At 25.5% G+C, this 23,979-nt stretch carries 24 protein-coding genes; 7 read left to right on the top strand and 17 right to left on the bottom strand.

The annotated features are described in order from the left end of the window. The first annotated feature begins 210 nt into the window (after window positions 1–210). Complete coding sequence (locus tag B0174_RS11400; RefSeq protein WP_108561072.1) at window positions 211–468, top strand: hypothetical protein; 258 nt, start codon at window positions 211–213, stop codon at window positions 466–468. Window positions 469–555: 87 nt separating this feature from the next. Here B0174_RS11400 and B0174_RS11395 read toward each other — a convergent pair whose 3' ends face one another. From B0174_RS11395 to B0174_RS11365, 7 genes are all read right to left on the bottom strand, one after another. Next, window positions 556–1,281, bottom strand: a complete 726-nt coding sequence (locus B0174_RS11395; RefSeq protein WP_108561068.1) for a nucleotidyl transferase AbiEii/AbiGii toxin family protein — start codon at window positions 1,279–1,281, stop codon at window positions 556–558. Beyond that, entirely contained in the window at window positions 1,256–1,495 is a 240-nt protein-coding gene (locus B0174_RS11390; RefSeq protein ID WP_108561065.1) for a hypothetical protein, read from the bottom strand. The genes B0174_RS11395 and B0174_RS11390 overlap by 26 nt, the downstream gene beginning before the upstream one ends. Window positions 1,496–1,607: 112 nt before the next feature. Then, the gene (locus B0174_RS11385) at window positions 1,608–4,814 is read right to left on the bottom strand and encodes a transporter substrate-binding domain-containing protein (RefSeq protein ID WP_133174799.1); all 3,207 of its coding nucleotides are present in this window, start codon (window positions 4,812–4,814) and stop codon (window positions 1,608–1,610) included. 44 nt (window positions 4,815–4,858) lie between these two features. Then, window positions 4,859–5,062, bottom strand: coding sequence for a hypothetical protein (locus B0174_RS11380; RefSeq protein WP_108561058.1), 204 nt, complete (start codon window positions 5,060–5,062; stop codon window positions 4,859–4,861). A gap of 67 nt (window positions 5,063–5,129) precedes the next feature. Then, window positions 5,130–7,673, bottom strand: a complete 2,544-nt coding sequence (locus tag B0174_RS11375; RefSeq protein WP_108561055.1) for a methyl-accepting chemotaxis protein — start codon at window positions 7,671–7,673, stop codon at window positions 5,130–5,132. Between the two features lie 88 nt (window positions 7,674–7,761). Continuing rightward, window positions 7,762–8,781, bottom strand: a complete 1,020-nt coding sequence (locus B0174_RS11370; protein WP_108561051.1) for an aldo/keto reductase — start codon at window positions 8,779–8,781, stop codon at window positions 7,762–7,764. Window positions 8,782–8,850: 69 nt separating this feature from the next. Further along, entirely contained in the window at window positions 8,851–9,828 is a 978-nt protein-coding gene (locus tag B0174_RS11365) for an SLAC1 anion channel family protein (RefSeq protein ID WP_108561048.1), read from the bottom strand. Between the two features lie 58 nt (window positions 9,829–9,886). On the opposite strand from B0174_RS11365, the gene B0174_RS11360 reads away from it, so the two are divergent. Together B0174_RS11360 and B0174_RS11355 are read left to right on the top strand one after the other, a co-directional pair. Further along, window positions 9,887–10,099, top strand: a complete 213-nt coding sequence (locus B0174_RS11360) for a malate dehydrogenase (protein ID WP_108561045.1) — start codon at window positions 9,887–9,889, stop codon at window positions 10,097–10,099. Window positions 10,100–10,275: 176 nt separating this feature from the next. After that, window positions 10,276–10,518 (top strand): hypothetical protein, encoded by a 243-nt coding sequence (locus tag B0174_RS11355; RefSeq protein WP_108561042.1) that lies wholly within the window; start codon window positions 10,276–10,278, stop codon window positions 10,516–10,518. Between the two features lie 28 nt (window positions 10,519–10,546). Here B0174_RS11355 and B0174_RS11350 read toward each other — a convergent pair whose 3' ends face one another. The 7 genes from B0174_RS11350 to B0174_RS11320 are packed head-to-tail and all read right to left on the bottom strand — an operon-like array spanning window position 10,547 to window position 16,393. Then, window positions 10,547–11,506 (bottom strand): FecCD family ABC transporter permease, encoded by a 960-nt coding sequence (locus tag B0174_RS11350; RefSeq protein WP_108561039.1) that lies wholly within the window; start codon window positions 11,504–11,506, stop codon window positions 10,547–10,549. Continuing rightward, the gene (locus tag B0174_RS11345) at window positions 11,503–12,201 is read right to left on the bottom strand and encodes an ATP-binding cassette domain-containing protein (RefSeq protein WP_108561036.1); all 699 of its coding nucleotides are present in this window, start codon (window positions 12,199–12,201) and stop codon (window positions 11,503–11,505) included. Before B0174_RS11345 ends, B0174_RS11350 begins: the two co-directional genes overlap by 4 nt. Further along, on the bottom strand, window positions 12,185–13,009 hold the full coding sequence (locus B0174_RS11340; RefSeq protein ID WP_108561033.1) for an ABC transporter substrate-binding protein: 825 nt from the start codon (window positions 13,007–13,009) through the stop codon (window positions 12,185–12,187). Before B0174_RS11340 ends, B0174_RS11345 begins: the two co-directional genes overlap by 17 nt. Further along, window positions 13,009–14,925 (bottom strand): TonB-dependent receptor, encoded by a 1,917-nt coding sequence (locus tag B0174_RS11335; RefSeq protein WP_108561030.1) that lies wholly within the window; start codon window positions 14,923–14,925, stop codon window positions 13,009–13,011. Before B0174_RS11335 ends, B0174_RS11340 begins: the two co-directional genes overlap by 1 nt. Window positions 14,926–14,951: 26 nt before the next feature. Beyond that, complete coding sequence (locus tag B0174_RS11330) at window positions 14,952–15,137, bottom strand: hypothetical protein (RefSeq protein ID WP_108561027.1); 186 nt, start codon at window positions 15,135–15,137, stop codon at window positions 14,952–14,954. Window positions 15,138–15,180: 43 nt separating this feature from the next. Continuing rightward, window positions 15,181–15,891 (bottom strand): sulfite exporter TauE/SafE family protein, encoded by a 711-nt coding sequence (locus B0174_RS11325; protein WP_108561024.1) that lies wholly within the window; start codon window positions 15,889–15,891, stop codon window positions 15,181–15,183. Continuing rightward, entirely contained in the window at window positions 15,878–16,393 is a 516-nt protein-coding gene (locus B0174_RS11320; protein ID WP_108561021.1) for a hypothetical protein, read from the bottom strand. The genes B0174_RS11325 and B0174_RS11320 overlap by 14 nt, the downstream gene beginning before the upstream one ends. Window positions 16,394–16,708: 315 nt before the next feature. Here B0174_RS11320 and B0174_RS11315 point away from each other — a divergent pair, with 315 nt between their 5' ends. Continuing rightward, the gene (locus B0174_RS11315; protein WP_108561018.1) at window positions 16,709–17,332 is read left to right on the top strand and encodes an HAD family hydrolase; all 624 of its coding nucleotides are present in this window, start codon (window positions 16,709–16,711) and stop codon (window positions 17,330–17,332) included. A gap of 20 nt (window positions 17,333–17,352) precedes the next feature. On the opposite strand, the gene B0174_RS11310 is transcribed toward B0174_RS11315, so the two are convergent. Beyond that, entirely contained in the window at window positions 17,353–18,033 is a 681-nt protein-coding gene (locus tag B0174_RS11310) for a 16S rRNA pseudouridine(516) synthase (protein WP_108561015.1), read from the bottom strand. Between the two features lie 63 nt (window positions 18,034–18,096). On the opposite strand from B0174_RS11310, the gene aat reads away from it, so the two are divergent. Together aat and B0174_RS11300 are read left to right on the top strand one after the other, a co-directional pair. Then, on the top strand, window positions 18,097–18,768 hold the full coding sequence (gene aat, locus B0174_RS11305) for a leucyl/phenylalanyl-tRNA--protein transferase (RefSeq protein ID WP_108561012.1): 672 nt from the start codon (window positions 18,097–18,099) through the stop codon (window positions 18,766–18,768). 125 nt (window positions 18,769–18,893) lie between these two features. Further along, on the top strand, window positions 18,894–19,367 hold the full coding sequence (locus tag B0174_RS11300) for an acyl-CoA thioesterase (RefSeq protein WP_108561009.1): 474 nt from the start codon (window positions 18,894–18,896) through the stop codon (window positions 19,365–19,367). Between the two features lie 81 nt (window positions 19,368–19,448). On the opposite strand, the gene B0174_RS11295 is transcribed toward B0174_RS11300, so the two are convergent. Together B0174_RS11295 and B0174_RS11290 are read right to left on the bottom strand one after the other, a co-directional pair. Beyond that, complete coding sequence (locus B0174_RS11295) at window positions 19,449–21,041, bottom strand: ABC-F family ATP-binding cassette domain-containing protein (RefSeq protein WP_108561006.1); 1,593 nt, start codon at window positions 21,039–21,041, stop codon at window positions 19,449–19,451. 93 nt (window positions 21,042–21,134) lie between these two features. Beyond that, a complete protein-coding gene (locus tag B0174_RS11290; RefSeq protein WP_108561003.1) occupies window positions 21,135–22,634 on the bottom strand; it encodes a hypothetical protein in 1,500 nt (499 codons plus the stop codon). Window positions 22,635–22,797: 163 nt separating this feature from the next. Between B0174_RS11290 and B0174_RS11285 the strand changes: the two genes are divergently transcribed. After that, on the top strand, window positions 22,798–23,868 hold the full coding sequence (locus tag B0174_RS11285; RefSeq protein ID WP_108561000.1) for an EAL domain-containing protein: 1,071 nt from the start codon (window positions 22,798–22,800) through the stop codon (window positions 23,866–23,868). The last annotated feature ends 111 nt before the right edge of the window (window positions 23,869–23,979 follow it).

Genomic DNA, 23,979 nt, shown 5'->3' with positions numbered 1-23,979 from the left:
ATTTTATTATAATAGAGTTAGAAGTCATAGTTATTTAGGAAATTTATCACCTGTTAAATTTGAAGAAAAACAAGAAAAAGAAAAAGTGTTACAATCTGAAATGGTGGCTTAGGGATTAGCAAAAAAGTGTATGTTTTTTAGTTACCTCTCCAAGCACCTTTATATGAGAAACCTGAAATTGGCAATAATCCATTTACACCCGTAAAAGAATTGATTATTGATAAAACAAATGATGAAATAAAAGAAGTTATGCTCATCATTGTTATGCTATTTGAAAATAATACAAAAGATTATATTCTTTATTCAGAAATTGTTAGAAATTTAAATATATCAAGAATTATGACTGATTTAATATTAAATAAAATGCTAGACCAAAAATTAATTGATAATAAAAAATATGGGAATACTCATCTTCAATTAACGGATGAAGGTAAATATTATGCTATTGAGCATAAATTAATTAAATGATATGAATTAAAGATTTAAAGTAAATTAACTGATATTCTAAGTACACAGTTATTTTTCAATATAAAAAAGTTGCACTTTTTGATTATTTTAAGAATATTTCTTTAATTCTTCTATCAAAATTAATGGTGCATTTTTTGACAGTTCTTCATATTCTTTAATAGGTTCAATAATCTTGATCTGTGAATTGTATTTATCTACATTTAATTTTTTTAGAGCTTCATTTAAATCTATTAAATCTTGAATTTCAATTTTATCTAAAGATAAAAGATTAGATAAAAGGTTTTTATCTTTACTTATAGCAACTGCAATATCAAAAATATCTCTAGTTTTATTATCCTTTTTTCTAAAAACAATTTTCTTAGAGATAATATCTTCTATTGTTTCTACATATACATCAAAGGGAAAGATTAATTTTGAATCATCTATATATTTATTTGTTAAGCTTGTATCAACCAAAATATCTAATTTAATATCTGTTGTAGTAACTACACCAATATGATTATATTTATCTATATATTCAGAATCATTGAAAGAATCAAAATCATCTATCCATAATTTTGGGCTAAAAAAAGGCAAATATTGTTGGTCAGCTAAAAACAAATCAATATCAAAACTAAGTCTATGTTGGAAATAATACATAGCTAATGCTGTACCACCACCAAATTTAACAGAATCTTTTGGAATTCCTGCTTTTATTGCATTAGCAATTATTGGATAAAACTGAATTAAAGATTCAATCTGTTCAGAGTAATTTTCTTTTATAAAAATAATTTTATTTATATCTAAATTAGTAAGGATTGAGTGATAAGACATATTTTATTTTTTCAGATGCGATATGATAAGTTTTTTTAAAATTTTCTAATTCATCTTCTGTAGCTTCTGTTTGAATAGTATCAATTACATATTTATCTAAATCATTAAGAACCTTTTTGCCATTAAATAAGTTACATAAATCTTGAACAGTAACATGATTTTTTTTATTACCAATAGAGTTATTAATTGTTGATAATAATAAAGGACTAGACATTTTGAATACCTTATGAATTTTATAATAGTCAATTATAGCATATTATAAAAATAAATTAATATTAATCGAAATGGGAACCTATTTTACAACTAAGTAAAGATTCTTTATTTATCTAATTGCTACAAGCTTTGTTTTTTCCTGTAGTTTTAGCTATATAAAGGGCATTATCTGCTTTTTTAAATAAAGTTTTTACATCATCATCTTTATGAAATTGAGATAAACCTAAACTAATAGTTTTACTTCCAATTTTATCAAATATCGTATTTTCAACAATTTTTCTTATATTTTGTGCAAGAACCATAGAATTTTCTAGATTTGTATTATTGCAAATAATAATAAACTCTTCACCACCCCATCTTCCTACAATATCACTAGTTCTAATATTTTCTTTTAATATTTTTGCTAGTTTTTGTAAAACATAATCTCCAACATCATGTCCATAATTATCATTTACTTCTTTAAAATTATCAATATCAATTAATATAATTGAAAAATCTATTTTATATCTTCTAAATTCTTCAATTTTTATTAGCATCATTTCATCTAGTTTAAGCCTATTATAAAGACCTGTTAATTTATCCGTAACTGATAATTCTTCTATTCTTTTTTTATCTGTAATATCTTCTGAAATTGATCTGTAACCGATTTTTATCCCATTTTTAAAAATTGCTTCAATATTCATATTAAAAATTATAGGAGTTTTGTCTTTTTTTAAATTTGTAATTTCCCCAGACCATATTTTGTTTTTATTTATTGTATCCCACATCAAAGAGAAAAAATTTTCATCCATATCAGGATGCCGCATAATATTGGGTGTAAATCCTATTAATTCTTCTTTTGAAAAACCAATAATTTTACAAAAAGCTTCATTTACATCTATAATTATTCCTTCTGTGTTTGTTGATAATATCAATACATATTTATCAACCATTTTTTGTTGTTCTTCCATCTCATTTTTTACTTTTATTAGTTCTTTATTAAGAAGAGTAACTGCTCTATTTTTATATAAAACGGCTAAAACAATAAACAAAAAGAGTGCTGTTATTTGCAATATAAATGTATAATCAAACACTTGTGCAATTTTTATTTCTACCCATTTTCCAATAATAGTTCTTTTTTGCTCTTCACTAATAGAATCTAAAGCTTTTTGCATAATAGTATTTAATAAAGGTTCATCATTTCTTGAAGCTATACTGATTTCTGTATTAAATTCCAATTTTCCTGCTATTTTTAAATCATACATAGAGTATTTTTGCATACTATATCCAATCGTTGGCATAGTATCTACAAATCCAAACAACTCACCACTTGAAACTCTTTCTAAGCCTTCTTTAGTGTTTTCTACACTAATTATTTGGATAGAAGGATTTTTTTCTTGCAATATTTCTTTAAAAGAATAATCTTTTTGAATACCTATTTTTTTATCACTTAAAGAAGTAGAGTCTTTAATAAATAATTTATCCGTCTTTGTAGCAATAACAAAAGGTTCTAAAAAATAAGGTTTAGTAAAATTCATACTATCTCTACGACTTGGTAGATTCACAGCTATTGGTAAAATATCACATTTTCTTATTTTAATATTTTCTAAAGATTGTTCCCATTTATCTGTGGGTATAAGTTTTATTGGCTTATTTATATATGTTGAAATAAGTTTCATAATATCAGCACCTATTCCCTTATGGTTACCATTTTCATCAATTTGTTCAAAAGGAAGCCAATTTGGTAAAACACACATTTTTATTTCATTTTTATTTTGTAAATAATTTAATTCTATTGAATTTAACTCATTATTGCTGTAATCTAGAGATGATACATTCATCCATTTTTGTTTTAGTGCTGCAATTTCATTATGAGTCATCGTTGCATTTACTTTTTCTAGTATTGATTTTAATATTTGATTATCTTTTGATACAGCCATTGGAAGATTTGTCTTTAATGCAGTTCCAAAATTATCAATTGTAATTGTTTTTATATTACTCAGCCAATTTTTTTGAATAAAATAATTAAGACCAGGTAAATTTCCAATTGCCACATCAGCTTTACCTAAAGATAAAAATTCTACAGCTTCTGCTGTTGATGATACTAAAACCAAGCTAAAATCAGGAAAATTTGTTTTTAAATAAGTTTCTACAAATGATTTTTTTGTCACTGCGATTACTTTATCTTTTAAATCTTCCATTGAGTCAATCTTGCTATTTCTATGTACTGCTATTCCAGCATCATATTCAATATGATTAAAATTTGTAAAAGCAAAATACTCTTGCCTTTCTTTGGTAATTGCCATATGAGGAATTAAATCTATTTCCTTATTTTTTAACATTTGAAGATATTCATCCCAAGTTTTATCGCTTATAAATTCGATTTTTATATCTAAATATTTTCCTACTAACTCCATATAATCAATACTATAACCTTTTGCTTTCCCATTTTCAGTAAAATTAAAAGGAGGTAATGTTTCTATACTTGGAACTTTCAATACTTTTTTATTTTTTAAATATTCTATTTCTTCTTTCGTCAAATTTAAATTACTTTTATTTTCTTTTAAATCTTGAGAGTACAAAAACCATTTATTATCTAATATTTTTTTCTCTTCGACCAAAATAGCTTTTAAACCTTTATTTAAAATAGAAATAGCTTCAGGATAATCTTTTCTAAGAGAAAATACTAAATCTAATTTACTATTTTTTACTTTATCTATTATTTTTAAATATGGTAATTTATTTTTCATAGCCATTGAAAAAATTTCATGATTTCCTAAAATAACATCAACTTTTCCAGTAATTAAACTTTGTAATATATCTTCAACTGTTTTTAATGGAACTATTGTTGAGTTTTTATATTGAGATGCAAGTTTTTGATCAAATAAATTATTTTCTTGATAAGCAATTTTTTTACCTACTAAATCATCAATAGAATTAATATTTTTAGGGTTATCATTTAAAGTAATTAAATATTTTTGTGTATTAACATAAGTATCTGAAAAAAGAAAATCTTTAGCTCTTTCTTCATGAACAGCACTAGTACTTAAGCCATCTATTTCTTTCTTTTGGGCTTTTATTAATATTTCTTCCCATTTGCCAGTAGTTAACTGGAAATTTGCTCCTGTTCTTTTATTGATTAAATCTAATATATCTTTATCATAACCTGTTAATACTCCATTGTTATTTACAACAAAAGGTTCCCAAGAAAAATCCGTTCCAAGAGTAATAAGAGGATGTTTTTCAATCCAAATTTTTTCTTTTTCATTTAAAGCAATTTCAGATGCATTTAATACAAAATTTGTAATGCATATTAGTAGAATAATAAATATTTTTTTCAAATCATAACCTATTTTTATATATCTTAATTTTAACACAATTCACTTTATAGGACACAAAATTTCTCCAAAAGTTTTGGCATAACAACACCTATTTCACTATATTTATAGTCAAAACTTTCTACGACAATCTCATATAAATTATGGTTTTTATATTTATCATGCCATTGGGATTCTTTATTTTCATAAAAATTATAGTATTCAAATCTTAGTTTATATGCAGTTTTTAGCAGTTGTGTATCAGTATTCAAAAGTACAATCCTTTTTTTCTAAAAAGAATTGTAACTTAAGAAAATTAAATTTATATTCTAAATAAGACTAATTAGAACAATTTATCTCTCTGATTTTATTTAATAAATCAAATACTTTTTCAATATTTTCTTCAACTTCTTTTGTTGTAGCAAATATTTTATCATTTTCACTTTTATCACAATACAAATCAACAGTTATTTGTACTAATTCATGTACTTTTTTATGGGCATTTTTCAAATCACTCCACTCTTTACTTTTTGCAAAAGGCTTATCTTCATTTGAATCTAACCATTTTCCTAAGTTACATTCATGAGCACTTTTTACTGTAAATTTAAATCCTTCTTTACAAGCAGCAAAACTAGCATTTTTAAAGTTTATATGATCTGATTTTAATCTATTTATATCAATAATCATATCTGTATCACAAACTCTTTTATGGGCATTTTTATCAAAACTTGTTTGATTTATTGTACTTTGTAAATGAGTTACTAAAGTTGATGTTTTTGCAGCCATATCACTGATTGTTGAAGCAAGTGCCGCATTTTGTTGAGTTGCTTGATCAAGAGAATTAACAGTATCATTTATTTGAGACATTGCTAGTTGTTGCTCTTTTGAAGCACTTGCAACATCTGCTATTAATTTTGTAGTTACAACAATATTTTCATTTAAATCATTATAACCCTCAATCATTTTTGAAGTAATATCTTTACCCTCTTTTGCTTTTGTAGTTGCATTTAAAACTATTGTTTTTATTTCATTTGCAGCTTCCGCACTTCTTGAAGCTAGATTTCGCACCTCTGCTGCTACAACTGCAAATCCTTTTCCAGCTTCTCCAGCAGTTGCTGCTTCAACAGCTGCATTAAGTGAAAGAATATTTGTTTGGAAAGCTATTTGGTCAATTATTGAAATTGCTTCATTTATCGCATTAACTTGAGTATTTATTTCATCCATTGAAGTTGCTGTTTTATATGCCAACTCTTTTCCAACATCACTTGATTTTGTAACATTTTGAGCATATAAAGCCATTTTAGAAGTATTTTCACCACTTCTTGTAAGTGTTGCTGAAATCTCTTCAATTGCCGCTGCTGTTTCTTCAAGTGAAGCTGCTTGAATATTTGATGAATTACTCAATTTTTTTGATGCATTTTCTAAATCATTTGCACTGGAAGATAGTTCTGTATTTGATTTTTCTATTAAACACATAACTTCATTAATTGAAGATTGAGTAACTTTTGCTCCACTTAATAATGAAGCAATTATTCCTGTTAAGTTATCTATATGAGGTATTGCATAATCATATTTTGCAGTTGATAAAGCAACTAATGTTTCACTTAAAGTTGTAAGATTTTTTTGCATTCGCTCAATCATATTATTGATTTCACTAACTAAAGAATCAACACCAGAAGAATCTGCTTTTCCTTTTATTCTATCATTTAATAAACCAGCATTTACTTTTTCTATTATTTTTCTTGACTCTTCTATTACAGTATGGTCTTGAATTAATCCTTTTTCAATAGAATCTAAATAGTTGTTAAAACTATTTACAACCTCTCCTATTTCATCATTTGATTTAACTTCAATTCTTGAACTTTGTGATAAATTGTTTGAACTAACGGCATCTATTGAATTTTTTAGATTTAAAATCGGAGCTAAAATATAACTTTTCATATTTACTAAAGAAATAACCATAGTAAGCAATAATGCAATAACCAAAATAATCAAAGCAACCCAAATAATGTAAGAAGCATGATCAATAGCATTTTGAACAGTTTGTTTTGTTTTTGCTGTTAATGCAACGCCTAATTTTTTACCACTAAAATCAACTATATCAATGTATGTATAAAAATATTTATCTGACATTAAATATTTATTTTCAAATAATTTATTAAAATCAATTTTTTTACTATCTTCTAAAAATTCTTTATTTATAAATTTTTGAGAAATCAAATACTCATTTAATTTATCTTCTGCTTTTACTGCTGCAATTGCTAATTTTGCATCCATTAAAAGTAAAAAAGCATCTCCATGTTCATCAAATGAAGTAGCAACAGAATTTATACCTTGCATAAATTCCATAGAACCTAAATGTTTTTGATTTTCATCAAAAATAGGAACAACTGAGCGAATACTAAGTCCTGCGTCTCCCACTTCAAAAGTATTAATTGCTTTTTGTTCACCGTTTACTTTTACAACACTTGTTCTAAAAGAACTCAAATCATCTCCAAACTTATCAGTTTTCCAAGATCTTAAAAAAGAGTGATTATCTTTTGTATGAATATGAATTTGAATATTTTGAAAAGGTGTTGATTTTTTCATATTATCTGAAAGTGTTGCCAGTGCTTTTATGGCCATTTGTCTATCATTTGAAGCTAATGCTTCTTTTATTGAAGAATCATTTGAAATAGAAATTGCATTTGAAATTCCAACTTCAAATTTTGCTTCAATTTTAATTTTTGACAATTCATTTAATTCAGTTTTCGTATCGTTATAAACTTCATTAGTCAAATCATTTTTATATTTATTTAATATAAAATAACCTATAACTAAAACAAATATTGTCACTATTACATTTATTAATGTAAACTTTTTCCCTATTGTAAGTGCTTTCATCTCTATCCTTGTGCAAAAATAACTAATATATTATTACTTTATTTCAAAATATTAGATTAAAAGCCCTATAAAATAGGAAAAAATAACTTTATCCCATTGGATATAATATTTCTTTTTGTATAGCTTCAATTTTTAAAAAAAGTTCATCATTTATATTAAATTTAAAAGCTTTTAATGATTCATCTAACTGTGCAGATGTTCTTGCACCTATAATTGTAGAAGCTACAAAATCAAAATGTTTTGAATATGCAACAGCTAAAGTTACAGGTGAGATTCCATATTCTTTTGCTAATTCTATATATTTAGTAGTTGCAGCTATTGTTTTATCATTTACAAATCTTGTTGCTTGGGCTTGAACTCTTGGATTTTCATGTTTCATATATGCACTAAATCTTGCATCATCAGGATAAAAAGCATTATTATATTTTCCACTTAAAACTCCTCCACCAATTGGAGAATATGGTAAAAGTGAAATACTTTCATTTTTACAAACTGTTGATAACTCATCTAAAAATCTAGGATTTAAAAGTGAGAAATTATTTTGAATAGATTCAAATCTTGTTAGATTTTTATTTTTTGAAGTTTCATTTGCTTTTGTAAGTCCATAAGCTGTGTCATTTGAACTTCCTATATATCTTACTTTTCCCTCTTTTACTAAAGAATCAAAAGCTTTTAAAGACTCCTCAATTGGCACAATAGTATCAGGCCAATGCATTTGATAAAGGTCAATATAATCAGTATCTAATCTTTTTAAACTTCCCTCAACTGCTCTTTTGATATGAAAAGAATCAATTGCAGTTAAACCGTGTCTTGTTGGTGGAACAAACCAACCAGATGCTGCTCCACTTACTTTTGTTGCAAGTATTATCGAATCTCTTGGTTTTGTTTTTAGCCATTCACCAACTATTAATTCTGTTGTTCCCTCATAAGATTTTTTTGGTGGAACTGGATAAATCTCAGCTGTATCATAAAAATTTATTCCATTTTCATAAGCTTTATCTAAAATTTTAAAAGCTTCTTGTTTTGATGCGCTTGAACCAAAAGTCATAGTTCCCATACAAATTGAACTAACTCTTAAACCACTTTTTCCTATATATCTAAAATCCATAATATTTCCTTCATATTTTTATAAAGAAATATTATAACTACTTAAAAAAAATATTTGGATTAAAAATCATTATTCCATAATACAAATTTCTTTTTTTCTCATATGTTTTATGGTTTGAACGGCAACTAATAAAACAATAATCGTCGTAATAGTTGCTAAAAAATAAGATAAAAATCCATAAAACCATTTTGAAGTTAATTCATACATTAAAATAGTTGCCAAAGTAATCGCAGCCATTGGAAAAGTGAACGCCCACCAAGAGATAAAAAACTTGATATTTATAAAATTTTTATACATCACAAATACTAAAATTGTAAAAAATAGTCCTAAATTAAATAAAATCTGAGCAAAAAAATCTAAATTTCCAGTTAATTTTATATATGAAATAAATCCAATAGCAGGAGGTGCAATAAGTATAAAAAGTGTTGGCATAAATTTTGGTGCGAATTGATTGTGAAAAATGATTCTATTTAAAATAATAGAAAATAAAATTATCCAAAAGAATATTCCAATTGAAAAATAAAAGTATAAAATCGAATCATCAATAAAACCTTTTCCAGCAATTGGAACAATCAAATTTCCAACAATAGGAATAAACCAAGCAGGATTTGAATGTTGTATTTCAAGGTTATTGTTTATCCAAAATTTAATAGTATAAAAAGTAAAAAATATATGTAAACCAGCTCCAACTATACAAAATATTTGAGCTAAAGAATCAATATTATGTCTATAAATCATAGATAAAATCAGTATTGAAATAGAAGATGCAGCAAAAAAGTTTATTCGTATTGGATGGGAAAACTCTTTTTTCACTTCATTTTTGTGTTTTATTAATTTTAAAATATAAAAATATAAAATCACGAAAAAAAGTACTGTTGTTAAAATTGCCATAAAAGTCGCTATAAAAGAAGGAAAAGACAAAACTTCATTGATTCTTTTATACACCAAAGACAAACCTGCTAATCCCATTATAATGGCAAACATCATAACTGGAAAAAATTGTAATCTATCCGATGGAATAGATTTTATTGTTTCTTGTTCTTGCATTATTAAATCCTATTAAGATTAATTTATTATAATTAGAAAAAAATTCAAAAGGTTTATTTTGGCAAAAAGTAAAAAAATTATAGATTTAAGTAAAGATAACTTATCTTTTGAAGAGAGAAATCAAACTATAAAACTATTAACTTTTAAAATAGATAATATGACACTAGATATTTCAATTTTTGAAAAAGAAAAATTTATCAAAAATAGTACTATGGTATTTGCACATCTACCTAAAAAGCTTAAAGCTAAACTAAATCCAACGGTTAAATAATAGATTTTTTCTAAATATTTTTATAATTATAACTTATAAAAATTAAAGTTTGTTTTATTATATATAAGTTTAAATTATAATACTGTAATAAAATATATTTTTTATTGATTTAAAGAATAATACTTTCTTTATTGAAAATTCAATACAATACAAAAACTAAAACAACAAGGTAAATAATGGGAAGAGCAAATAACTCAAGTGTAGATACAACAAAAGGCGATAGATTAGCAAAAAAAATGAATGAAAAAAGAAGCACTCTAAAAGCTGGGTTTGCTCCTGATGGCGCTGAAAAAAAAGAACAAGTAATAAATGCTAGAAAAGCTGCAAATGTTGATGCACAAAAAGAAAAAAGAAAAAAAAATGCAAAATTAGCAAAAGCTGCTAAGAATAAAAAGAAAAAGAAAAAGAAAAAGAAATAAAATATAGATTCTAAAAGTATAAATTTATTTATACTTTTTTATTTCTTCTAATCAATAAATAAACAAAAAATGGCGCACCAATAAATGCAGTTACCACACCAATTGGCAGGGTTGAATCTGTATTTAGATTTCTAGCAATTAAATCTGAAAATACCAAAAATATTCCTCCAAAGAAAAATACAGGAAAAAACAACTTATCAGCACTTTGTTTATAAATAAGTTTAATCACATGAGGAATCACAAGCCCAATAAATCCTATTGGTCCCACAAAACTAATACTAATTCCAACACTTAAAGAAACTACTATTAAAAGAATTAGTGTTGTTTTATTTACATTTAAACCCTTTAAAAATGCGGTGTCATTACAAATAAGTAATAATTTAATTTTTTGTTTATTAAAATAAATAATTGAATAAAAAACAAAACTTACAAACATAATAATTAAACTATTAGAAAAACCAACCGCATCTAAATTTCCTAAAGTAAATCGTACTATTGAGTAGTTTTCTTGTAAATTACTCATATAAAAAACCAACATCAAAGCTGATCCATAAAAATATGATAAGGCAATTCCTATAAGTAAAATTGAGTTTGTAGAAACTGAAATTGAATTTTTATTTATTTTTTTTGAAATAAAATATAAAATCAATATTGTAATCAATGAACCAAAAACAGAAGAAATTGAGATATTTAATAAAGGGAAAAACACAATTTCAATGGCTGTAAAAAGTGTAGTTCCACTGGCAATTCCCAAAGTATAAGGAGTTATAAGTTCATTTTTAAAGATAATTTGAAAAATCAAACCACCTAATGATAAAATTCCACCAACAAAAAAAGCCAATAAAACTCTTGAAACTCTTAAATCCCAAAAAATCATATTTGAACTATTTGTAAAATCAAAAATATGACTTAAATTTAATGTAATTTCTCCAAAAAATGGCGAAATAGCAAGAATTATAAAAGAGATTAGATATAAAAATATTTTCATAAATTTACCACCAAATGATTTTCTAATTTCAAAATAGTATTATTGTAAAACTTTTGTAAATTTTCATTTGTAAAAAAATTCTCATGTTCATCAAAGAACTCAATTTTTCCATCTTTTATAAATAAAATTTTATATTTTAGTGCATTTGCTAAATCAAGATTATGAGTAATAATAATTTTTTGTTTTAATAAATCACTATTAAAAATCTCATAAACTTCTTTTAATCTACTAATATCAAGATTTGCTGTAAGTTCATCAAAAATCGTTATTTGTGCATTATGCATAATGCTTGAAGCTAAAAGTAAAAGTTGTTTTTCTCCTGAACTAAAAGCTTTACAATATCTATTTTCTAATTTTTCTAATTTTAATAAAGAAATTATTTTTTCTATTTTCTCATTATCAATATTTTCAATACTTGATAATTCTAAAAACTCTTTTAAAGTAATATATTCATCAAAAATAGAGAGTTTTGGTGGAATATAATTTATAAGTTTTGCTCTTTTTAAATCTGAGATTTTATCTATGTTTTCACCAAATAATTTTACATTATCATTTGATATAAGATTTGATAAAACTTTTGCAAGTGTGGACTTTCCAGCACCATTTTCACCTAAAATTATTAGGTTTTCATTTTGTTTTAAAGAAAATGAAATATCTTTTAAAATAGCACTATTGTAATTATTTATTTCTAACATCTTCTAAAATCTTTCTAAAATCATCTATAAAATACTCTACTCTTTGACTTGGAATTCCTGCGTATAATTTATCAACAGCATAAATATTATTTTGTTTAGCAGCATTAATTGGTAATTTTATCCAAAGTTTTTTTATCTCTTCTAACTCTTTTGGTTTTCCATCATAAAATGGAGCTAATAATACTATAATATCTGGATTCATATTTATTATTTTTTCTGTATTTACAACAGGTTGTGCTTTGTTTAAAGAATTATAAGCATTTTCATTTCCACTAGTTTTTATAATATCTTCAAAATATAGAAAATTTCCTGTAACATATATCTCATTTGACAAGCTATTTTTAGGACTTATTACTATCAATATTTTTTTATTTTCTACAATTGATTTTAAAGAATCTAGCTTTTTATCGATATTATTTACTAATTCTTTTGCTTTTTGTTCTTTGTTAAATAAAATACCTAATTGAATAATAGTATTTTTGATATTTTCTAATGTATTTGTTTTATAAGATAATATTTTAATATTTAAAGCTTTTAGATTTTCAATTAATTTTTCATCATAATCTTGTCCAATTACAATAGTAGGTTTTACTTCCAATATTTTTTCTAATGAAATAGATGAATAACCACCTATTTTTTTGATATTTTTTGATTCAGGTGGAAAATCGCAAAAACTTGTATTTGCAACTACATTTTCACCCTCATCCAGTGCAAAAACAATTTCATTTATTGAGGGAGAAAGAGTTACAATTCTTTCTTGCCCTAATAAATTTATACAAAAAATTAGTATAAATAGGAGTTTTTTCATTAAAATTTAACTTTCATCCCAGCATAATAAGTTCGTTCAAAATTAACAGGATAGATTTTATCATCACTTATCCATAAACCATTTTTTTCATCAAATAAATTTTGGATTTTTGCAAATAACTCAATTTTTTTATAAGTGTATGAAGTTCCTAAATCAGTAGAATTATAAGCTTCTTGTTTTTGATTAAAGTTATTTTCAAAATCATCCGATGCATAAGCACTACTTCTATATGTATGAGATAAAACTGTATTTATATTATTTATGTTATATCCTAAATTAACAGTTATATTGTGTTTTGAAACTCCTGGCAAATCTTTCCCATTATAAGCTCCATTCGCTTCATTTTCTTCATCAATTTTTGCAATAATATATGAATAATTAGCTGAAGTATATAAATTATCATTAATTAAATATTTATCATATAATTCAAGACCATATTTATGAGATTCATCTATATTTGTATTTTTATTTGCATAATTTAAATTATAATAATATATTTCATTTTTTAAGTCAGCTCTAAATACAGATAATTTAAATTTATTACTTCTTTGAATATTGTTATATCCAACTGTATAATTATTCACTTTTGCAGGTTCTATAAACCCATTAAAAGTTGTTGTACCAGTATACCAATCAGTATAAAAGAATTTATCTATATCAGGGGCTTGAAAAGATTTATTATAATTTGCAAAAACAGATGAAATATCATCTATTTGATAATTTATTCCTAAATCATAAGCATTTAAGTATTCATCATTTTTTAAACTTTCTGCACCATTTGGTTTATACTCATACTCAACATTTTCTCTTCTAACTCCTGATGAAACTTTTACCTTATCATTAATATTGTATTCTGCTGAAACAAAAGCTGCTTTATTGTCTTTTGTAGTTGTATTATCAGAACCTAATCTATCTCCATTAAATCCATCTATTCCAAAAACCATTTTTAAAGTATCATTACTATAATTTAATTTAGTTGCATAGGATTTATAATCATAATTTGATTTCCAACCACTAGAATATCTACTTAATTTATTTTCATCACTATAATCAACATCAAAAGAAAAATTATCATTTATAAAATATTTTGTTCCTGCACTTGTAACATAAGAACTAAAATACTGTTCTGTAAAACCTGTTGTTTTATTTATATTATTGTTATAATCACTAAGAGTTAATGAATCTGCATATTTCGTATTCATATTTGAATAACTTCTTGATAAGTTTAATTCTAAATTATCTGTAGGAAAATATGTAATACCAACTTTCTTATTTTTATTATAATTTTCATCTTTATCATCATTAAAATCTACTCTAGTACCATCAGTTGATGTGTAATCCATATAACCATTTATAATAACTTTTTCAAAACTTTGACCAAAACTTACTGTTCCATTTTTCGTTCCATTATTTCCAGCATATGCCTTTATATAATTAATATTTTTACCATTTGTAATAATATTTATAACTCCAGCATTTGCTCCATCACCGAAAGCCACGGAACCTGTTCCTTTTAATATTTCAATTTTCTCAATACTTTCAATTGGAATTGAACTTAATAGTTGAGGAGCTGAATCGATATTATTCATTCTTCTTCCATTTACTAAAACAACAACATTTTCACCTCCATTTGCTATTCCATAACCTCTTAAGTCTAATAATTGTGAAAAACCATTACCAAAATTTGGACTTACATTAACAGATGTTTGAGATGATAAAAAGTCATATATATCTTTTGATTTAGAATTTTCTATATCTTCTTTTGTATAGATTTCAGTAGCATATGTTGCACTTTTTTCATCTGATTTTATTAATGATGAACTAACTGTAATTGTTTCTAAATTTTGAACTGAAAAAAGGTTTGTTGTGGCTAGAAGTAAGCTTGTAATTAAGCTTGAAGATATTTTTTTTTGCATATTTTATTTTTCCTAATTTTTATGTTTTATTTTTTATTTGTTGAATATAGATTTATTGGTTTTAATTGCTTTAATAGCAATAACTTAGTAATTTCTGGCATTTTATTTGATAAAATAGCATGTATCATACAGTTAAAAGATTGCAGTTTTCTATTAACAGTTGCTGCTAAAATCCCAAAAAAGCTAAAGTATTTTCTTGTTTTATTAATCATTTGTTCCTCCTTTTTAAAATTTAATTTTTATATGATTTTATTCTTAAATATGGCAACTTAAGATTGATTTTGTTGGGTCAACTAAATATTCATAACCTAAATATCCTATATAAAATCCAAAAGCTATCACTAAAATTGATGCTAGTTTTATAAATAAGTCTCGCAGATTTGATTGTTTAAATAATCCTACAAAAAATCCCAAAGAAAAAAGTGCAGGAACTGTACTTAAACCAAATATAAACATTACAAAAGCTCCCCAAAATGCACTCCCAGTACTAGCTGCTGTGATTGCAAAAACATACACAAAACCGCAGGGAAGTAAACCATTTAACATCCCTAAAAGATAAAAACTAAATAAAGATTGTGAACCTAAAAGTGCTTTAAAAGTATTTTGATAAAGAGGTGATTTTGAGCAACTATGCTCTAAAATAGTTAAAAACTTGATTTTCCCAAGAAGTGAAAGTCCTACTAAAATCATCATAAAACCTGTGATTAATAAAAATATCCCACTTGTTGTATTATCAAAAGTTACAACTCCACCAACAAGACCAAATAAAGCTCCAAGAATCATATAAGTTGAAATTCGCCCAAAAGAGTAAAGTAAATGAGCAAGAGCTTGAACTTTTTTTGTCCAATCATTTTTTATTTTAGTACTTGAATATGCTATTACAATTCCACCACACATTCCAACACAGTGACCAAAAGAGCCTAAAAACGCTATTGAAATTATTGTAATTATACTAATTGCTTCCATTATTTCCTAACAACTCTTTTTTAATATATGGATTTCTCAAATCCTCATTTCTTAAAACTTTTAAAATAACTTCTTCAAAAGATATTAATCCCTCTTGCTTATTTTTAAAAGCTCCAAATCCATGTCCCATAGGAGTTGTATCGGTTCTATTAAACCATGCATTTCTAGCATTGATATACTCATTTGTATCGTTTGTATAAACCCATAAGATTACTTCTTTTTGAAATTTTATATTGTTGTACCATAAAGCTAAACAACCAACATCATCAAAAAACCAAGTTTTTCCATCAGGCGATATTGCTTGGGCTGAGTGTTTTTCTGCAAGTAATGTCATACCACATTGTGTATCTTGAAAATGATTTGGGATAATTTGAATTGGTTGAAAAGTATTATTTCCTGTTTGAATTACAGTCATTTGCTTTTTATTTGACATAGATAAAAATATTATAATTATTATTGCAATAATTGCAATCAGCGTAAGAGATGGTAAGATTTTTTTCATTGAAACTCCAAAATAGAATTTGTATTATATTCACTTGTATATAAAATTTAGTTTATTGATGGTAAAAAAAAGGCTTCACATGGGAATTTGTGAAGCCGCGTTCAAATCTATTTAAGTGTATAGGATACTAAATAAATGTATTTAGTAGTAGGAGGATTTAATATAAATATCCTATATGCGAAATTTTATCAACTCAATTATTAAAATAAGATAAATTTTATCCTCTTTAATTACTTTTTAAAAAAATTTATTTAATCTTACTTTATATTTTAAATAATATAATACAAATCAATATAAAAATAAGGATTAATATTTATGCGTCTAATAATGTTTGATATGGATGGAACGCTTATAGATAGCGGTTTAGCTATTACAAATACAATAAATTATGTTAGAGTTAATTTAGGTTTTGAAAAATTAGAAAAAGATTATATTTTAGAAAAAGTAAATGATCCTGCTATAAATTCTGCAGAATTTTTTTATGGAACAAAAGAGTTTACACCACAACAAACAAAACTTTTTGAAGAATATTACAATATTCATTGTTTAACTGATTTAGCTGTTTATGATGGAATTTCAAAATTAATTGATGATTTAAGTAAAGATTTTACTCTGGCTGTTGCTACAAATGCAAATTCTGATTATGCTCATAAAATGCTAAATCATGTCGGGCTTGGTCACCATTTTAAAACTATTTTAGGATATGACAGCGTGAAAAATCCAAAACCACATCCTGAAATGGTAAATAAAATACTTGATATTCATAATATTTCAAGTCAAAATGCCCAATTAATCGGAGATTCACACAAAGATATAATGGCAGCCACAAGAGCTGGAGTTGATTCTGTTTTGGTAAATTGGGGATTTTCGAATCATGAAAAAAATGCCATTGAAACTGTTAAAGAATTAGAAAAAAAGATATTTGATAAATTTAATTAAATTTTTAGAGGAGTGTTAGTTTATATAAACTTATACTCACCCTCTTTTAAATCCTCAACCGTAAATCCACCAAAACTAACCCTATGAAGTGATAGCACCCTATTTCCAACAGCTGCAAACATTCTTTTTACTTGATGATATTTCCCCTCACAAATTTCTAATCTCACATGAGTTTCGCCTAAAACTTCAAGAGTTGCTGGAAGTAATGGTTTTTTTTCACCATTTAACATCAATTCTCCACTTGCAAAAATATCTTTTTCATCACCATTTAAAGGAACAGCTAAAGTTGCTTCATAAATCTTTGAAACATCGCTTTTTGGGCTTGATAATTTATGATTTAAAGCTCCATCATCTGTAAGAATAATTGCACCTGTTGTATCAACATCAAGTCTTCCAATTGTAGATATTTTTGGATTTCTTCTATTCCATCTTGATGGAATTAATGCATAAATCAAACTTCCAGCATCATTATGTGAGCAAATAAATCCTGATGGTTTATTTAATAAAATTGTAATTGTTTCAGGGTCAAGTGGCTCATTATTTACTTTTACATCATTATGATAAGCTTTTATTGATGGTTCAAATACTCTTTCATCTTTCACATAAAATTCGTAAATTCGTAAAAATTTTCTAGCTTCACTTCGTGTACAGTATCCCAAACTTGATAGATGTGCATCAATTCTTTTATAACTATTTTGCATATATTAAAATCTCTTTTATTTAAAATTGTTGGATATTAACATCTTTTTCAATAAAATACAAATATGAAACTACTTGATAAAAAAAATAAAATATATTTATTAGATGAAAATAACTTTGATTTCCCAACTCTTGATATGATAAAAGATGATTTAGTTGCAGTTGGTGGAGATTTTCATCCTCAAAGATTGTTAAATGCTTATGAAAATGGTATTTTTCCTTGGTATATGGATGACTATAATTATATTCATTGGTTTAGCCCACAAAAAAGAATGGTTATAAAACCAAATGAAATGAAAGTATCAAAAAGCTTAAAAAAATCCATTCAGAACAGAGGTTTTATAATAAAATCTAATGAAAATTTTGAAGCAGTTATTAGAGCTTGTGCCGAGATAAAAAGAAAACATGAAGATAGCACTTGGATAAATGAAGATTTTATTCAAGCTTACAAAAATTTACATTATTTAGATATTGCTTTTAGTATTGAATGTTATTTAAATGATGAATTAGTAGGTGGACTTTATGGACTTTTAATAGGAAATATTTTTTGTGGAGAAAGTATGTTTTCAAAAGTGACGGATGCTTCAAAAGTAGCTTTTTATCATCTTTGTCAACAAGCCACACAAAATGATATAAAACTTATAGATTGTCAAGTTCACAACAAACACTTAGAAAGTTTAGGAGCTTATGAAATAAGTAGAGAAAAATACTTTGAAATATTAAATAAAAACATTTAATATCAAGAAAATGTTACTTTTTTCTATATTTTTATAAACTATAACGCTATTTTAATTAATTGCTACACTCTTACTACTTTTTTGTTTTATAATAGTTCACATTTCAATAATTATAAGGTAATAAAATGAGTGAAGAAATAAAAAGAGAAAAATCTCTTACAATGACTATGCTAATGACTCCAGATAAAGCAAATTTTTCTGGGAAAAATGTTCACGGTGGTGAAATTTTAAAAATGCTAGATCATGTTGCATATGCTTGTGCAGCAAGATATACAGGAACATATGCCGTAACATTATCAGTTGACATGGTTTTATTTAAAGATCCTATTAAAATCGGTTCACTTGTTACATTTCATGCCTCTGTAAATTATACAGGAAGAACTTCTATGGAAATTGGTATTAAAGTAATTTCAGAAGACATAAAAGATCATACAATTAAAAATACAAATGTTTGTTATTTTACTATGATTGCTGTTGATGAAAATGGAAAACCAGCTGCAGTTCCTAAATTAGATTTAGTTACAGAAGATGACAAAAGAAGATATAATGATGCAATTCAAAGAAGAGAAATTAGAATGTCTTCAAGACACGCAAAATAACTATTTTTTACTTCTATAAAAAAAGGGGAAGATTTTAAAATCTTCCCCTTTTTTATTTTACTTTTTTAATATAAAAATATATTAAGCCTCTTTAGACTCAATATATTCTTCATAACTTCCTTTGAAGTCAATAATTGTTCCACCTGGTTGAATTTCAATAATTCTATTAGCAAATGCATCTAATAATTCCCTATCGTGAGATACACAAATAACAGATCCTGGATACTCAAGTAAACCCTCACCTAATGCAATAATAGCTTCTAAGTCTAAGTGGTTTGTTGGTTCATCTAAAACTAAGAAATTTCCTTGTTCTAACATGATTTTAGAAAGCATCATTCTATGTTTTTCACCTCCACTACAAGAGTTAACTTTTTTCTCTTGTTCTTGACCGTTAAATAACATTCTTCCTAAACAGTTTCTAATTTCAGAAATATCAGCATCTCTATCACAGTTTCTTAACCAATCATAAAGTGTAACATCACCTTCAATTATATCAGTTGCATTTTGTGGGAAATATGAGTTTTGAATAGTTGCACCCCATAAAACTTCACCACTATCAGCTTTCAAATTTCCTTCTAAAATCTCACAAATAGTAGTTTTACCAATACCATTTGTACCAATAAGTGCAATTTTATCACCCTTTTCAACTGTAAAATTGATATTGTCTAGAACAACTTGATCACCATAAGATTTACAAATATTTTTAACAGTTAATAACTCTTTTCCAACTTCTCTTTTTTGTTTAAAAATAATAGATGGATCTCGTCTGCTTGATATTTGAATTGCTCCAATATCTAGTTTATCAAGTTGTTTTTGTCTTGAAGTTGCTTGTTTTGCTTTAGATGCATTTGCACTAAATCTAGTAATAAACTTTTCAAGTTCTTCTTTTTCTTTTAATTTTTTACCAACATCTTTTTCATTTTGTTTTGCAATTAAAGTTGAAGCAATATACCAATCATCATAAGTCCCTGTGAACTCTCTGATTTGTTTAAAGTCAACATCTAAAATATGTGTACAAACTGCATTTAAAAAGTGTCTATCGTGAGAAATAACAACCATTGTTCCATCGTGGTGTTGTAATTGATTTTCTAACCAACCAATAGTTGCAATATCTAAGTTATTCGTAGGCTCATCTAAAAATAAAGCATCTGGTTTTGGATATAAAACTTGTGCTAATAAAACTTTAAATTTATCTCCACCTGTTAAAGTACTCATTAAATCTTGATGAGAAGCAGCTGGAAAACCTAAGTCTTCTAAGATTCTTGTGATTTTTACATCATATTCATAAGTTGGATCTTCTTCACAACAAATAATTTCTAATTCAGCTAATCTATCGTTAATTTCATCAGTAAATTCAGGGCTCAAATAAAGCTCTTCTTTTTCTTTTACTGCGTCATGTAATCTTTTATTTCCTAAAAGTACTGCATCAAAAATTGTATTATTTTCATAAGCAAATTGGTTTTGTGATAGCGTTCCCACTTTTTTACCATTTTGAATTTGTACTTCACCCTCTGTTGCGTCTTCTTGTCCTGATAATATTTTTAGAAATGTAGTTTTACCAGCACCATTTGCACCAATTAAACCATATCTCTTACCAGAATCTAATTTTACATTTATATCTTGAAATAAAACTCTTGGACCAAAAGATTTTTTTAGATTGACAGTTTGAACCATATTATAATTATCTCCATTTATTTTTTTATTTATTTAATGTATCAATTTTGCGATTATACCCTAAAAAATCTATTTAAGACTTAATCAATTTGCTTAAATCTCTTTTTCAAATGCTAGTCTCATAATTTCATCTTCTGTTAAATGTCGCATTCTTGTGTCATCTTCAGGAGGATATTTAATAACTAAAACCTTTGTTTTTAAATCATCTAATCTATATTTTGTTAGATTTTTAATAAGATTATCATTTATCATCTCTTTTGATAAAGTTGACTGTTCAAGCATTTTTGTAATAACATTTTCAAGATTTTTTTTCGTTTCTTCAAAAGCTTTTTCTTCATCAGTTAATGAAATATATTGTTTATCTAAATATTTCATTACAAAATCTGCTGGATATTTATAAGTTGTAATTCCTTTATAAACATACTTTTGACATTTAATATTAGGAATATGAACACCTGTAAAAATATATCCAAGTACAGTATTTATACCATCTAACTCTTTTAAAGGATTATGTGAACAAATAAAATCTTCTTTTACAACAGATGGAGAAAATTCTAATGATGCTATATTATTATGTAAAATAATAAAACTTCCTCCAACTTCTTTTGGTCCACCTTTTAGAGAAAATATCTCATTTTTATGAGCCATAAAACTTCCAGTAACTTTTTTTGGACTTCCCTCAAGTGAAGTTAATTCATTATCACCAATATCAAAATCACCTTCTACGATATTAAAATTTAAAGGTAATTTTAATAAGTTTGCTAATTTATCTGCTAGTCTTACATCACCATGAACATTTACTGAATTGTCTTTTAAAATCGTGAAATTTTTTATTTCATGTTTTCTAAGCCATCTACTAATATCATCCACATTTGTAAGTGCAACAATAGGTTTATAAATATGTGAAATAACTTCACTACCTTTATATCTCCATGTTTTTTCTTCTTCATTAAATGTACTTGCAAGATGGTTTAATCTAATATCTGATACTAAATCAAGACCTATTTCATCAGCAACACCATCTAAATCTGTTATATTATTTTTAAAACATAAATAATCTTGTCCAACAGAAACTGGTCCTCCTGATAATCTTTCAATTAAATTTTCAGAACAATCAAAAGTGGCATCAACATATTTTGGACCACCTTTTAAAGTAGATATTTTATTTGATGCACATCTAAAAGAACCTTTTACTGTTCTTGGCATCCCTTTTATAGAATCAATTAGGTTGTTAGAACAATCAAAATTTCCTTTAACTTCTTTTGGAGCATAAGATAAATTTTTTAATTGATTATAAGAGCAATCAAAGTCATTAACTTCAGTTGGTCCTTCAAAAAGAGAAATTAAATTATTTCTTGAACAATTAAAATCCCCAGTAACTGTTTTTGGACATCCGTCCAGTGAAGTTAGCCCATTATTACTTATATCGAAAAATCCATCTACTGTTTTAAATTTAACAGGTAATTTTTTTACACTTAACTTTTTATTTAGATTAACATTCCCTTGTACTGTTATATAGAAATCTTCTGAAATTAGATAATTATTAATAGCATGTTCTTTAAGCCATTTTTCGATTTCTGAGAGAGTATTCATCCTCTACCTTTATTATTTTTATTTTAATTTATACTATATTTTATCATTTTATATCTTAAAATATTAATATTAAAGAACATATAAAACATACAAAAAAGCTTTTTATTCCTATATTATTTATTAATTAGATTTTTATTTTCAATTAATAATAAAGGATTAAAAAATGGCATGTAAATGTAAAGATATTTTTAAAATAAGTGAAAAAGAAAGTAAAATTCATTTTATCACGCAAATAAATGAACTAATAATCAAATCTTCAAATCTACTTGAAAAGATAGGGTTTAAAACTAATAAAATACCTGGAATAGTAACAATTAAAGAAAAAAATCCAAAACTTTTTTTTGAAGAAAATTTTGATTTTTTAAATACAAACTTTAATGATTTAGAAAAAGAAGAAATAAAAATATTTATAGAAAATGAAGATAATCAACTAAGCCTAGGAACTATATTTTTTGCAAAATCATTTAATAAATATTTACATTACATAGAAGATAAAAGCTTCTTTGATATAATTGAAAATAGTAGTTTAACAGCTCATTTTCAACCTATAATTGATATGCAAACAAACAATATATTTGCTTATGAAGCTTTAACAAGAGGCGTTTTACCAAATGGTGAACTAATGTATCCCGATATTTTATTTTCAAAGTCTACAAGAAATGATATGAATTTTACCCTTGATAGAATGTGTAGAGAAACAGCGTTAAAAACAACAGCTGTAAAAAAAATAGATGCAAAAGTATTTATAAACTTTATTCCAACCTCTATTTATGATCCAGAATTTTGTCTGGCTTCTACTGTAAAGTGGGCAAAACAGCTTGAGTTTGATCCAAAAAATATAGTTTTTGAAGTTGTTGAAACACAAAATGTAAAAGATAAAGAACATTTAAAAACTATTTTAAATTATTATAGAAAAGAAGGTTTTTTAATAGCACTTGATGATGTTGGTGAGGGATATTCATCTTTAAATATGATTATAGATATTAAGCCTGATATTATAAAAGTAGATAGAAATATTATTCAAAATATAGATACAGACACTATGAAACAGTCTATTTATAAAGCTCTTAGAACTATTTGTATTGATAATGGTATAAAAATATTAGCTGAGGGTGTGGAAACTCCATATGAATTAGAAAAAGTAAAAGAAATCGGTGTTGATTATGTACAAGGTTACTATTTTGCAAGACCTAGTGCTGAGATTATTAGAAAAATTGAGGAGACTGTAAAATAAACTGTGTAAACCCACCAGTTACCCTTTAATTACTTAGTATATTTTGACACAATTTCACTGAAAAATATACTAAGTTGAGGGTAAATTTCAAACCAATTTCTAACACTAGAC

This window comes from Arcobacter caeni (genome assembly GCF_003063245.1).
In the GTDB taxonomy this organism is placed as follows: Bacteria; Campylobacterota; Campylobacteria; order Campylobacterales; family Arcobacteraceae; genus Aliarcobacter; species Aliarcobacter caeni.
This window is presented reverse-complemented; position numbering and strand designations above follow the sequence as displayed.

What these genes read in the sequence shown, in the direction of transcription:
- B0174_RS11315 (WP_108561018.1), top strand. Translation starts at nt 16,709, where the DNA reads ATGCGTCTAATAATGTTTGATATGGATGGAACGCTTATAGATAGCGGT.
- B0174_RS11285 (WP_108561000.1), top strand. Translation starts at nt 22,798, where the DNA reads ATGGCATGTAAATGTAAAGATATTTTTAAAATAAGTGAAAAAGAAAGT.
- B0174_RS11290 (WP_108561003.1), bottom strand. Translation starts at nt 22,634, where the DNA reads ATGAATACTCTCTCAGAAATCGAAAAATGGCTTAAAGAACATGCTATT.
- B0174_RS11395 (WP_108561068.1), bottom strand. Translation starts at nt 1,281, where the DNA reads ATGTCTTATCACTCAATCCTTACTAATTTAGATATAAATAAAATTATT.
- aat (WP_108561012.1), top strand. Translation starts at nt 18,097, where the DNA reads ATGAAACTACTTGATAAAAAAAATAAAATATATTTATTAGATGAAAAT.
- B0174_RS11355 (WP_108561042.1), top strand. Translation starts at nt 10,276, where the DNA reads ATGGGAAGAGCAAATAACTCAAGTGTAGATACAACAAAAGGCGATAGA.
- B0174_RS11375 (WP_108561055.1), bottom strand. Translation starts at nt 7,673, where the DNA reads ATGAAAGCACTTACAATAGGGAAAAAGTTTACATTAATAAATGTAATA.
- B0174_RS11325 (WP_108561024.1), bottom strand. Translation starts at nt 15,891, where the DNA reads ATGGAAGCAATTAGTATAATTACAATAATTTCAATAGCGTTTTTAGGC.
- B0174_RS11335 (WP_108561030.1), bottom strand. Translation starts at nt 14,925, where the DNA reads ATGCAAAAAAAAATATCTTCAAGCTTAATTACAAGCTTACTTCTAGCC.
- B0174_RS11365 (WP_108561048.1), bottom strand. Translation starts at nt 9,828, where the DNA reads ATGCAAGAACAAGAAACAATAAAATCTATTCCATCGGATAGATTACAA.
- B0174_RS11320 (WP_108561021.1), bottom strand. Translation starts at nt 16,393, where the DNA reads ATGAAAAAAATCTTACCATCTCTTACGCTGATTGCAATTATTGCAATA.
- B0174_RS11340 (WP_108561033.1), bottom strand. Translation starts at nt 13,009, where the DNA reads ATGAAAAAACTCCTATTTATACTAATTTTTTGTATAAATTTATTAGGG.
- B0174_RS11330 (WP_108561027.1), bottom strand. Translation starts at nt 15,137, where the DNA reads ATGATTAATAAAACAAGAAAATACTTTAGCTTTTTTGGGATTTTAGCA.
- B0174_RS11295 (WP_108561006.1), bottom strand. Translation starts at nt 21,041, where the DNA reads ATGGTTCAAACTGTCAATCTAAAAAAATCTTTTGGTCCAAGAGTTTTA.
- B0174_RS11310 (WP_108561015.1), bottom strand. Translation starts at nt 18,033, where the DNA reads ATGCAAAATAGTTATAAAAGAATTGATGCACATCTATCAAGTTTGGGA.
- B0174_RS11345 (WP_108561036.1), bottom strand. Translation starts at nt 12,201, where the DNA reads ATGTTAGAAATAAATAATTACAATAGTGCTATTTTAAAAGATATTTCA.
- B0174_RS11300 (WP_108561009.1), top strand. Translation starts at nt 18,894, where the DNA reads ATGAGTGAAGAAATAAAAAGAGAAAAATCTCTTACAATGACTATGCTA.
- B0174_RS11350 (WP_108561039.1), bottom strand. Translation starts at nt 11,506, where the DNA reads ATGAAAATATTTTTATATCTAATCTCTTTTATAATTCTTGCTATTTCG.
- B0174_RS11390 (WP_108561065.1), bottom strand. Translation starts at nt 1,495, where the DNA reads ATGTCTAGTCCTTTATTATTATCAACAATTAATAACTCTATTGGTAAT.
- B0174_RS11370 (WP_108561051.1), bottom strand. Translation starts at nt 8,781, where the DNA reads ATGGATTTTAGATATATAGGAAAAAGTGGTTTAAGAGTTAGTTCAATT.